Origin of the sequence: Streptomyces misionensis (assembly GCF_900104815.1) — a bacterium.
Lineage (GTDB): Bacteria > Actinomycetota > Actinomycetes > Streptomycetales > Streptomycetaceae > Streptomyces > Streptomyces misionensis.
On the sequence record NZ_FNTD01000004.1, the window covers coordinates 6229204 to 6240816 of the forward strand.

Annotated in this window: 8 protein-coding genes; 6 read left to right on the forward strand and 2 right to left on the reverse strand. The window is 74.2% G+C overall.

Features of this window, described 5'->3' with window-relative positions:
* The first annotated feature begins 19 nt into the window (after positions 1 to 19).
* The gene (locus BLW85_RS29850) at positions 20 to 1195 is read left to right on the forward strand and encodes a damage-control phosphatase ARMT1 family protein (protein ID WP_070025530.1); all 1176 of its coding nucleotides are present in this window, start codon (positions 20 to 22) and stop codon (positions 1193 to 1195) included.
* Here BLW85_RS29850 and BLW85_RS29855 read toward each other — a convergent pair.
* Both BLW85_RS29855 and BLW85_RS29860 read right to left on the reverse strand, forming a co-directional pair.
* The gene (locus BLW85_RS29855) at positions 1188 to 2468 is read right to left on the reverse strand and encodes a cytochrome P450 (protein ID WP_074993954.1); all 1281 of its coding nucleotides are present in this window, start codon (positions 2466 to 2468) and stop codon (positions 1188 to 1190) included. The two genes, BLW85_RS29850 and BLW85_RS29855, sit on opposite strands and share 8 nt — an antisense overlap.
* On the reverse strand, positions 2465 to 3265 hold the full coding sequence (locus BLW85_RS29860) for an alpha/beta fold hydrolase (RefSeq protein WP_074993956.1): 801 nt from the start codon (positions 3263 to 3265) through the stop codon (positions 2465 to 2467). The genes BLW85_RS29855 and BLW85_RS29860 overlap by 4 nt, the downstream gene beginning before the upstream one ends.
* 134 nt (positions 3266 to 3399) lie before the next feature.
* On the opposite strand from BLW85_RS29860, the gene cyc2 reads away from it, so the two are divergent.
* The 5 genes from cyc2 to BLW85_RS29885 all read left to right on the forward strand — a co-directional run bounded on the left by cyc2 (position 3400) and on the right by BLW85_RS29885 (position 11306).
* Complete coding sequence (gene cyc2 / locus BLW85_RS29865; protein WP_074993958.1) at positions 3400 to 5562, forward strand: germacradienol/geosmin synthase Cyc2; 2163 nt, start codon at positions 3400 to 3402, stop codon at positions 5560 to 5562.
* 119 nt (positions 5563 to 5681) lie between these two features.
* Positions 5682 to 7565, forward strand: a complete 1884-nt coding sequence (phsA, locus tag BLW85_RS29870) for an O-aminophenol oxidase PhsA (protein ID WP_208624916.1) — start codon at positions 5682 to 5684, stop codon at positions 7563 to 7565.
* A 189-nt stretch (positions 7566 to 7754) separates the two neighbouring features.
* A complete protein-coding gene (locus tag BLW85_RS29875) occupies positions 7755 to 8882 on the forward strand; it encodes an aminopeptidase P family protein (RefSeq protein WP_070025534.1) in 1128 nt (375 codons plus the stop codon).
* A 62-nt stretch (positions 8883 to 8944) separates the two neighbouring features.
* A complete protein-coding gene (locus BLW85_RS29880; RefSeq protein WP_070025535.1) occupies positions 8945 to 9889 on the forward strand; it encodes a phosphotransferase family protein in 945 nt (314 codons plus the stop codon).
* A gap of 232 nt (positions 9890 to 10121) precedes the next feature.
* Entirely contained in the window at positions 10122 to 11306 is a 1185-nt protein-coding gene (locus BLW85_RS29885) for a hypothetical protein (RefSeq protein WP_074993960.1), read from the forward strand.
* Positions 11307 to 11613: the final 307 nt, after the last annotated feature.

Below are 11613 nucleotides of genomic sequence, written 5' to 3' on the forward strand. Positions count from 1 at the left end.
GCGCGGTACGGTGACGGACATGCCCGACACCCCGTTCGCACCCGTGATCCTCGGCAACGTACCCGGTTCCTTCCCGCACGGCGTGCTGGCCGAGCGGCACCCGGCGATCATCCGGCAGGTGCGAGGCGCCCTCCCGTACGCCCCCGCGCAGCGGCGGGCGCTGGACGCACTGCTGGCGAGCTGCACCGAGGGCACCATCGAGCCGCTGCCCGCAAACGCCCCGGACCGCGAGCACTGGCGGGCGTGGGGAGCGGACGCGTACACCGGACAGCGCTGGTACGACGTGCCGTGGCTGTGGTCCGAGAGCTACTTCTACCGCCAACTGCTCGCGGCCGTCGGCTACTTCGGCCCCGGCGCCTGGCAGGGCATCGACCCCTTCCGCCCCGTCAAGCGCGCCGAGCTGGACGCCCCGGAGACCGACCGGGAACTCGCCGCCCTCGACGCACTGCGGGAGCTGCCGGAACCGGAGCGCGGGCGGGCCCTGCTGCACGGTTCCCTCTGGGGCAACCGCGCCGACCTGGGGTTCCGGCTCTCCGCCGAGGGCGCCGAGGAGCGCGCGCCCGCGCCCGCGCTGGTCGCCGACGACAGCGCGCGGCTGTGGTCGCTGCTGCCGCCCGGCGGGGACGCGACCCTCGTCCTGGTCGCGGACAACGCGGGCCGCGAACTCGTCCCCGACCTGCTGCTGATCGCCCACCTCCTCGCCGGGGGCCGGGCCGCGCGGGCGGTGCTGCACGTCAAGCCGTACCCGTACTACGTCTCGGACGCCACCACCGCCGATGTGCTCGACGCCCTGGACCGGCTCCGCGCCGCGCCGGGCGAGGCCGCCGAGTACGGGCGGCTGCTGTGGTCGGCGCTGTCCGACGGCCGGCTCGCGGTGCGCGCCCACCCCTTCTCCTGCGCACCGCTGCCGTACGAGCGGATGCCGGACGACCTGCGCGCCGAGTTCGCCGCCGCGACCCTCACCGTGCTCAAGGGCGACCTCAACTACCGCCGGCTGGTCGGCGACCGGAGGTGGCCGCCGACCACGTCCTTCGCGGCGGCGACCGCGTACTTCCCGGGCCCCGTCGCCGCGCTGCGCACCCTGAAGTCCGAGGTGATCACCGGCCTGTCCGCCGGGACCGAGGCGGAGCTGGTGGCGGCGGAGGGGCAGCGCTGGCGCACCGGCGGCACGCATGCGCTGATCCAGGTCAGGTGATGCGCAGCGGCAGCGTCTTGATGCCGTTGATGAAGTTGGACACCAGTCGCTCGGGCGGTCCGGCGGGGCGCAGCACGGGCAGGGCGCGCAGCACCTCCTCGTAGAGGACGCGCAGTTGCAGCCGGGCGAAGTGCGCGCCCAAGCAGACGTGCGGACCGTCGCCGAAGGACACGTGCGGGTTGGGGGAGCGGCCGAGGTCGAGCCGGTCCGGGTCGGTGAAGACCCGCTCGTCGCGGTTGGCGGAGGCGTGGAAGACCACGACCTTGTCGCCCGCCCTGATGCGCCGGCCCGCCAGCTCGGTGTCCTTGGCCGCGGTGCGCCGGAAGGTCAGCACGGGCGGGTGCCACCGCAGCAACTCTTCGACGGCTTCGGCGAGGTGTGCCTTCCCGGTGCGCAGCAGGTCGTACGCCCGCGGGTGCTCGGCCAGTGCCAGCAGTCCGCCGGGGGCCGCGCTGCGGACGGTGTCGTTGCCGGCGATGGTGAGCAGGAAGAAGAACATCTCCAGCTCGGGACCGGTGAGTTCCGCGTCGTGACTGAGGGTCGTGAGGATGTCGTCGGCGGGATACCGTCGTTTGTACGCAGCCAACTGCTGCGCATAGCCGAACATGTCCCGCAGCATCGCCGGGGAGCGCGGGTTCACCGGCCGGCCCGCCCGGTCCCGCACCGAGGGGCCGGCCTCGTCCGGGTCCTGGTAGCCGATCACCCGGTGGGTCCACCGCAGCAGCAGCCGCCGGTCGTGCTCCGGGACGCCCAGCAGGTCGGTCAGGTTCAGCAGGGCGTACTCGTCGGTGACGGCCGCCACCAGGTCGACCGTGCCGTCCCCCTCGGCGGCCCGCTCCAGCGCCCCCGCGAGCAGGGTCCGTGCCCGCTCCCGGGCGACCTGCGCGAACCGCTCGATCCGGCCCGGGGTGAACGCCCGGCTCACCAGCCGCCGCAGCCTGCCGTGCTGTGGCGGGTCCTGGTTGAGCATCATGCGCCGGATGAACGGCAGGTCCTCCGGGTCGGGGTCGCGGATCTGGGTCGCGCCGAGGTACGACGAGTAGGTGGCCGAGTCCTTCAGGACCCGTACGACGTCCGCGTGCCGCGTCACCGCCCAGAACCCGGGCCCGGCGGGCCAGCCCAGCACCTCGGGCTCCTCCTGCCAGACCACCGGCCGCCGCTCGCGCAGCACGCGGTAGTCGTCGTAGGGCACGGCGGCGGCGTACCGGCGCGGGTCGAAGACGTCGGGCACCCCGCCGGGACCGGGCGCCCGCCCCGCCTCGGCACCGCTCACGCCGGACCGCCCCCGTCCGCGCCGCCCGCCCCGTCCGCGCGCAGGAAGTCCTCCACGACCCGGATCAGGTCCAGCGGTGTCTCGTCCATCGCGTAGTGCCCGGCGCCGGGCAGGGTGACGAGGTGGCCGTGCGGGTACCAGGACAGCCATGTCCGGCGCATCAGCGTGGGGGACAGCGCCGGGTCCAGCTCCCCCGCCACGGCCAGCGCGGGCACCGTGGCGCCCGCCACCTCGGCATGGAAGTCCTCGCCGGCCCACGAGTCCAGCCAGGCCCGGAACGCCCCGGCGTCGCTGCGCTCCAGGGAGCGCGCCACCATCCGGTCCAGCCAGGCGGCGGGGCGGCGGCCCCCGGTGGTGAAGTCGAGGATCGCGCGCCGGTTCGCCGCCTTGTGCGCCGCCTCCGTGAACAGCGCGCCCTGCTCGCCCGGAAGCGGCATGCCCGAGGCGGGCACCGGGGAGACGCCGACGATCCGGCGCAGCCGGTCCGGGGCGAGCGCGAGCAGCCGCTGGGCCACCGCGCCGCCCATGGAGTGCCCGATCACCGAGAACCGCGCCCAGCCGAGCCGGTCGGCCAGCGCGAGGAGATCGGCGGCCGCCTCGGCCGTCGTGAAGGACCCGGCGACGTCCCGGGCCTCGCCGTAGCCGCGCAGATCGACCGGCACATAGGTGAAGGCGGTGCGGTCCAGGTCCGGCAGCACGGCCGCGTAGGCGGACCGGTCGGCGAACCAGCCGTGCACGGCGAACACCTGGTGGGCGCCGTCGCCGTGCACCTCATGGGGCAGCACGAAGGAGTTCATGCGCCTACCGTGTCCCTCGCGCCGGAGCACGGCAAGAGCGCGGACGGGGCACACCCCGGCGATGTTTCACGCGATGGTGTGATCATGTCCCCCGTGACGGATGGGAGTTGAGGGGCACGGGTAGGGCCCCGGCCATGACGCAGCCGTTCGAACTCCCGCACTTCTACATGCCGTATCCCGCACGGCTCAATCCGCACCTGGACGAGGCCCGGGCCCACTCCACCGCGTGGGCCCGGGAGATGGGCATGCTGGAGGGCTCCGGGATCTGGGACCAGTCCGACCTGGAGGCGCACGACTACGGACTGCTGTGCGCCTACACCCACCCCGACTGCGACGGGCCCGCCCTCTCGCTGATCACCGACTGGTACGTGTGGGTCTTCTTCTTCGACGACCACTTCCTGGACATGTACAAGCGCACCCAGGACCGCGCCGCCGGCAAGGCCCACCTCGACCGGCTGCCGCTGTTCATGCCGCTCGAGGTGGCGACCCCCGTACCGGAGCCGCAGAACCCGGTCGAGGCGGGCCTGAAGGACCTGTGGGCGCGTACGGTGCCGTCGATGTCGGTGGACTGGCGCCGCCGCTTCTCCGTCGCCACCGAGCACCTGCTCAACGAGTCGATGTGGGAGCTGTCGAACATCAACGAGGGGCGCATCGCCAACCCCGTCGAGTACATCGAGATGCGCCGCAAGGTCGGCGGCGCCCCCTGGTCCGCCGGACTGGTGGAGTACGCCACCGCCGAGGTGCCCGCGGCCGTCGCCGGGAGCCGGCCGCTGCGGGTGCTCATGGAGACCTTCGCCGACGCCGTCCACCTGCGCAACGACCTGTTCTCCTACCAGCGCGAGGTCGAGGACGAGGGCGAGAACAGCAACGGCGTGCTGGTCCTGGAGACCTTCTTCGGCTGCACCACCCAGCAGGCCGCCGACACCGTCAACGACATCCTCACCTCGCGCCTGCACCAGTTCGAGCACACCGCGCTCACCGAAGTCCCCGCCGTCGCCCTGGAGAACGGCCTCACCCCGGCCGAGACGGCCGCGATCGCCGCGTACACCAAGGGACTCCAGGACTGGCAGTCCGGCGGCCACGAATGGCACCTGCGCTCCAGCCGCTACATGAACCAGGGCGCGCGCAGCGGTTCGCCCTGGCAGCTGCCCAGCGGCCCCGGCACCTCCGCCGCCCACATCGGCACCCTGCTCGCCTCCGCCGCCCAGGAACGCCTGCGCGCCTACTCCCACGTGCCTTACCAGAAGGTCGGCCCGTCGATCCTGCCCGAGTTCCACATGCCGTTCCCGCTGGAGCTGAGCCCCCACCTCGACGCCGCCCGCCGCAATCTGCGCACCTGGTGCGACCAGGTCGGCATCCTCCAGGAGGGCGTCTGGGACGAGGACAAGCTGCGCGCCTACGACCTCGCCCTGTGCTCCGCCGGACTCGACCCCGACGCCACCCCCGAGGCACTCGACCTCAGCGCCCAGTGGCTCGCCTTCGGCACCTACGGCGACGACTACTACCCGCTCGTCTACGGCCACCGCAGGGACCTGGCCGCCGCCCGCCTGACCACCGCCCGGCTGTCGGCCTGCATGCCCGTCGAGGGCGAGCCCACGCTCGTGCCCGGCAACGCCATGGAACGCTCCCTGATCGACCTGTGGGCGCGCACCACCGCCGAGATGACCGCCGACCAGCGGCGCACCCTCAAGGCCGCCGTGGACACCATGACCGAGAGCTGGGTGTGGGAACTGTCCAACCAGGTGCAGAACCGCGTCCCCGACCCGGTCGACTACCTGGAGATGCGCCGCTCCACCTTCGGCTCCGACCTCACCCTGAGCCTGTGCCGGATGGGCCACGGCCCCGCGATCCCGCCCGAGGTGTACCGCAGCGGCCCGGTGCGCTCCCTGGAGAACGCCGCCATCGACTACGCCTGTCTGCTCAACGACATCTTCTCGTACCAGAAGGAGATCGAGTACGAGGGCGAGATCCACAACGCGATCCTGGTCGTGCAGAACTTCTTCGGCATCGACTACCCGACCGCGCTCGGCGTCGTGCACGACCTCACCACCCAGCGCATGCAGCAGTTCGAGCACGTGGTCGCCCACGAACTGCCCGTCCTCTACGACGACTTCGAGCTGTCGCGGGAGGCCCGCAGGGCGATGGACGGCTACGTCCTCGATCTGCAGAACTGGCTGGCCGGCATCCTCAACTGGCACCGGAACGTGGACCGCTACAAGGACGCGTGGCTGAGCCGGCGCGCCCACCGCTTCCTGCCCGACCGCACGCCCGCACGACCGGTGCTCGCCCTGGGCTGACCGGAAGATTCCGCATCTTCTCGTACGGAACGGGGCATTCAGGGAACTTCGGCGAGCTTTCGCGAGTCCTCATAGCCAAGGGGAACGACACAACGCGAGAACACGGGGGGTGTTCGAGCTTGACCGAGATCATCGAGCAGGCCGTCGAGAGGATCACCGGGGCCGCGGGGGAGAAGAAGCAGGCACCGGGGGAACTGCGTCCCTACGTCGCACCGCTGACGGTGCCGCCCGTGCTGCGGCCCGCGGCGGGCGACGTCCGGCGGGAGACCGAGATCGCCCTGCGCCCCACCTGGGTGCGGCTGCACCCGCAGCTGCCACCCACCCTGATGTGGGGCTACGACGGCCATGTCCCCGGTCCGACCATCGAGGTGCGGCGCGGCGAACGCGTCCGCATCGCCTGGACCAACCGCATACCCAAGGAGTCCGAGTACCCGGTGACCTCGGTCGCGGTGCCCGTCCGCGCGCCCGGCACCGCGCCCGCCACCACCGAGCCCGGCCGCGGCGGCGTCGAACCCGACAAGGACGTCGCGGCCCTGCCCGCCTGGTCGGTGACCCATCTGCACGGCGCGCAGACCGGCGCGGGCAACGACGGCTGGGCGGACAACGCGGTCGGCTTCGGCGACGCCCAGCTGTCGGAATACCCGAACGACCACCAGGCGACCCAGTGGTGGTACCACGACCACGCCATGAACATCACCCGCTGGAACGTGATGAGCGGCCTCTACGGCACCTACCTCGTCCGGGACGACGAGGAGGACGCGCTCCGGCTCCCCTCCGGGGAGCGGGAGATACCGCTGCTGCTCGCCGACCGCAACCTCGACACCGACGAGGACGGCCGGCTCAACGGGCGGCTGCTGCACAAGACGGTCGTCGTCGACGAGCACAACGCGGAGACCGGCAAGCCGGTGTCCATCCCGTTCACCGGCCCGTACACCACCGTCAACGGACGCATCTGGCCGTACGCCGAGGTGGACTCGGCCTGGTACCGCTTCCGGCTGGTCAACGCGTCCAACGCCCGCATCTTCGACCTCGTGCTGATCGACGAGGACGGCGACCCGGTGCCCGGCGTCGTCCACCAGATCGGCAGCGACGGCGGACTGCTGCCGCGCCCGGTGCCGGTGGACTTCGGTCCGGCCCTGCCGACGCTGACCGCGGCGCCCGCCGAGCGCTTCGACCTGCTGGTGGACTTCCGGCGGCTGGCCGGGCGCACCCTGCGGCTGGTCAACAAGGGGCCCAACCGGCCGGCGGGCGTGCCCGACCCGGCCGGTGACGTGCGCTACCCGGCCGTCCTGGAGTTCCGCGTCCGCAGGGCCGCGGAACCGGACACCTTCGAACCGCCCCAGGTCCTGTCCGGATCCTTCCGCCGCCTCACCCACGACATCCCGCACGGCCACCGGCTTGTCCTGCTCACCCCGCCCGCGGCCAAGGGCGCCGGCGGCCACCCGGAGATCTGGGAGATGACCGAGGTCGCGGACACCGGCGGGTTGGCGCTGCCGGCCGACGGCATCGTGCAGATCACCGGCCCCGACGGCACCACGAAGACGTACCGGCGCACCGCGCGGACGTTCAACGACGGGCTGGGGTTCACCATCGGCGAGGGCAGCCACGAGCAGTGGAGCTTCCTCAACCTCGCGCCCATCGTGCACCCCATGCACATCCACCTGGCCGACTTCCAGCTCCTCGGCCGGGACGCCTACGACGTCTCCGGCTTCGACCCCGCCGTGGGCGGCACCCGCACCCCGATCCGGTACGACGCGGGCACCGCGATCCCGCTCGCGCCCAACGAGCAGGGCAACAAGGACGTCTTCCGGGTCCCCGGCAGCCAGATGCTGCGGGTCATGGGCCGCTTCGACGGGGCGTACGGCAGGTTCATGTACCACTGCCATCTGCTGGAGCACGAGGACATGGGGATGATGCGCCCGTTCGTCGTCATGCCGCCCGAGGCCATGGTGTTCGACCACGGGGCGTCGCACGACGGCGGGCACGGCGGGCACACGGGCTGAGCCGGCCGCTCCGGGTCCCGGCCACCGGTCCGGTCAGGTCCGGTGGCCGCGTCCCGCCGGCGTCCGTCGCGGGCGCGGGATCACCGAATGGGCTCGCGTCGGCCGGTCCGGACGGGCAGGATGCTGCCCGGGACGCCACCAAGCCGTCCCGCCACCCGCCCGACCAGCGCGATCCGCCCGGAGGCCCGGATGACCGGTACCACGACCACGCCCTTCAGCGCCGCCGACCACAGGGCCCGCATGGAGCGCGCCACCCGCGCCGCGGCCGACGCCGGCCTCGCCGGGCTGCTCGTGGCACCCGGCCCGGACCTGGTGTGGCTGACCGGCTACACCCCCACCGCGATCACCGAGCGGCTCACCCTGCTGGTCCTCGCCCCCGGCCAGGACCCGGTGCTCGTCGTCCCCACCCTGGAGGCCCCGGACGCCGAGCACTCCGCCGCCGGCGAGGTGCTGACGCTGCGCGACTGGACCGACGGCAAGGACCCCTACGCCGTCACCGCCGACCTCCTCGACGGCCGCGGCCGGTACGGCATCAGCGACAACACCTGGGCGATGCACGTGCTGGGCCTCCAGCGCACCCTGCCGGACAGCTCCTACGCCGCCCTCACCGAGGCCCTGCCGATGCTGCGCGCCGTCAAGGACGCCGCCGAGGTGGAACTGCTCGCGGCCGCCGGGGCCGCGGCCGACGCGGCGTTCGAGGAGATCCGCAAGATGCCCTTCGCCGGGCGCCGCGAGTCCGACGTCGGCCACGACCTCGCCGCCCTGCTGCGCCGCTTCGGCCACTCCCAGGTCGACTTCACCATCGTCGGCTCCGGACCCAACGGCGCCAACCCGCACCACGAGGTCGGCGACCGCGTCATCCGGCGCGGCGACATGGTCGTCCTCGACTTCGGCGGCCTGAAGGACGGCTACGGCTCCGACACCACGCGCACGGTGCACGTCGGCGAGCCCACCGAGGAGGAGCGCCGGGTCCACGACGTCGTGCGCGCCGCCCAGGAGGCCGGCTGCCAGGCGGTGCGGCCGGGAGTGGCCTGCCAGGAGGTCGACCGCGCCGCCCGCGCGGTGATCACCGACGCCGGCTACGGGGAGTACTTCATCCACCGCACCGGGCACGGCATCGGCGTCACCACGCACGAGCCGCCGTACATGATCGAGGGCGAGGAACTGCCGCTGGTGCCCGGGATGTGCTTCTCCGTGGAGCCCGGCATCTATCTGCCCGGCCGTTTCGGGGTGCGCATCGAGGACATCGTCACGGTCACCGAGGACGGCGGCCGCCGCCTCAACAACACCACCCGTGAGATGGTCATAGTGGACTGACAGGCCCGGAAAAGGGCCGGCAGGCCACCCTCGACGACACCGGAACGGCAACGCAGGACCCCATGACCCAGCCACCGACCCCCACCCCGGACAGCGTCCGCGCACTGGTCCGTTCGCTGCTCAAGGACCACCCGGAGGGCACCGGGGGCGCGGACGCACCGGACGTCCGGCCCGTCCGGGAGGGCCATCCGTACACCTGGTGGGTCGGCGCCCGCCGGGTGCTGCGCCTCGCCCCCGACCGGGAGGCCTCCGCCCGCCGCCGCCGGGAACTGCGGCTGCGCGCCCTGGTCCGCCCGCACGTGCCGGTGGCCGTGCCCACGAGCGTGGCGCACGCCGACTGGGCGCCCGGTCTCGCCTGCACCCTCGACACCGTCGTGCCCGGCGGCACCGCCGAGGAGCACGACGTCTCGGCGGCCGGTGAGGCGGACCTCGCCGGACTGCTCAACGGGCTGCGCGCGGTGCCGGCACGCCAGGCCGAGTCGCTCGGCGTGCCGCGGACCGCGCCCCGCTCCCTGGAGGCGCTGCGCCGGATGGCCGTGCACGCGGCCGAACGGCTCGCCGCCGCCGACGAGTTCGACGCCGAGCGGATGCACCAGCTCACCCCGGTCGGCGCCGGCCAGCTGGCCACCAAGCCCGGTGCCGCCGTGCTCACCCACCACGGGCTGTCCGGCGAACACGTGGTGGTCAGCGCGGACGGGCGGGTGCGCGGCATCCTGGACTGGACGGAGGCGGCGCTCGGCGACCCCGCCGAGGACATCGCCGGACTCGCCGTCGCCGTCGGTTCCCCGGCCGCCGTCCGCGCCGCCACCCTCGCCGGCTACGGCGCCCGCCCCTGTCTGCGCGGCCTGTGGCTCGCCCGCTGCGACACCGTCCTGCGGCTCACCGAACACCTCGACGGCCGCGCCACCGGCTCCCTGTCCCTGCTGCGCACCCAGCTGCGCCGGGCCTGGGAGCCGATCCTGCTGGAGCGGGTGACGGACTTCAAGACGGCCGGCGAGGAGCCCTGACCGGCCCCTGCTGAACCGCCGCGGTCCCGTACGCCCCGCCGCCGTCACCCGTCCGGCCCACCGGTCCGCCACCGTCCGCGTGCCGCGAGGCCCCGCCGGTCAGCGCCCGGGCGCGGCACGGGCGGGTCCGCGGGGCGACGACGGCGCCCCGCCGCCTGTGGCCCCCGCCCCGCCGCTCACGATACTGGGAGGGAACGGACAGATCGCCCGCCCGGCTCGCGGAGGTGCGAGGATGCGCGACGACGCCGAGTACGACGAGGAAGCCGTCGAGGAGCCCGAGGAGCCCGAGGAGTACGACGAGGAAGCCGTCGAGGAGCCCGAGGCGGACGACGAGGACGCGGCCGGGGAACCCGGCGAGGACGCCGGAGCCGAGTGGTACGAGGAGGACGCCGGGGAAGCCAGCGCGTACGTCGCGGCCGAGCCGCCGCGCACCCGGGCCGACGCGGAGCCCGACGTCTTCCTGGACGTCCCGCAGCTGAGGGTCGACGAGATCGACCTGGACGTGGAGGACCTGCGCGCCCACGTCTCGCTCCAGGCCGAGGTGCTGGACCTGCTGAGGCTGAACGTGGGCGCCGACGTCTCCCTCGGGCGGGTGCACCTGGGCATCTCGGGCGTGGAGGCACAGGCCCAGCTCCGGGTACGGCTCGACAACGTCGCGCTGATCATCAACCGGGTGCTCACCACCCTCGACCGCAACCCGCAGATCCTGGAGGAACTGGCGGGCGGGCTCGGGTCGGCGGTTCGCGATGTCGGCGGCGGCGCCCGGCAGGCCGTCGGCGAACTCGGCAGCGGGGCGGGCCGGGCCGTCGAGGAGGTCGGCCACGGCGCCGGGTACGCCGTGCGGGACATCGGACGCGGGGCCGGGGACGCGGTCGAGTACGTGGGCCGGGGCGCGGGCTCCGCGGTGGACGAGGTCGGCCGCGGCGCCGGGCACGCCGTACGGGACGTGGGGGAGGGCGCGGGCGCGGCCGTCGAGGACGTCGGCGGCGGGGCGGGGCGTGCCGTGGAGGACGTCGGCGGCGGCGCGGGGCGGGTGGTCGAGGACGTCGGTGAGGGGGCCGGACGCGTGGTGGAGGACGTCGGCGAGGGGGCGGGCCGGGTCGCGAGGGGGGCCGGGGAGGCCGTGGGCGAGGCGGGGACCACCGTGCGGCGGGCCGCGGGCACCGCCGGGGACGCCGTCGAGGATGTCCCGGCAGCCGCGCGGAGCGCCACCGCGGCGGAGCGCGGCGCGGCCCGCCGGACGGCCACGTCGGCGGCGCGCCGGGCCGCCCGGCGAGGCGACCCCACCGAGGCCGGCCGCACCGAACCCGGCCGTACCGCCCGGGCCCGCCGGACCCGCGACGAGGACGGCGCGGCCGGGGACCCGGCCCCGCCCCGCAGGCGGCGCACCGCGCGACGGCGGGAGGAACCGCCGTGAACGGCCGGCAGTCCCGCCACGGGGGCGGCGGCGGACCGCTCCCCGCCCGCGCGCGGCACCGCCCGCCCGCCGCGCCCGGACATCTCGTTCGAGGCGACCGTCCGCGGTGACCGGCTCCGCTTCGAGGACGAGCCCCGGACGGCCGTCGGCTTCCCCGGCACCGGCGAACGGGAGTCGTCGTCCCGCAGCGAGCGGACCAACCTCCCGGACAGGGTCGCCGCCGGCCCGGAGTACCGCGGCATCCGCGTCCGCTACCGCCTCGCCACCCGTCTGATCCGCCCGCCGGGCCCCGCGAGCCCGGCGTGAT

Coding starts and splice junctions, on each gene's coding strand:
- BLW85_RS29850 (WP_070025530.1), top strand. CDS start 20: ATGCCCGACACCCCGTTCGCACCCGTGATCCTCGGCAACGTACCCGGT.
- BLW85_RS29860 (WP_074993956.1), bottom strand. CDS start 3,265: ATGAACTCCTTCGTGCTGCCCCATGAGGTGCACGGCGACGGCGCCCAC.
- cyc2 (WP_074993958.1), top strand. CDS start 3,400: ATGACGCAGCCGTTCGAACTCCCGCACTTCTACATGCCGTATCCCGCA.
- BLW85_RS29875 (WP_070025534.1), top strand. CDS start 7,755: ATGACCGGTACCACGACCACGCCCTTCAGCGCCGCCGACCACAGGGCC.
- BLW85_RS29880 (WP_070025535.1), top strand. CDS start 8,945: ATGACCCAGCCACCGACCCCCACCCCGGACAGCGTCCGCGCACTGGTC.
- BLW85_RS29885 (WP_074993960.1), top strand. CDS start 10,122: ATGCGCGACGACGCCGAGTACGACGAGGAAGCCGTCGAGGAGCCCGAG.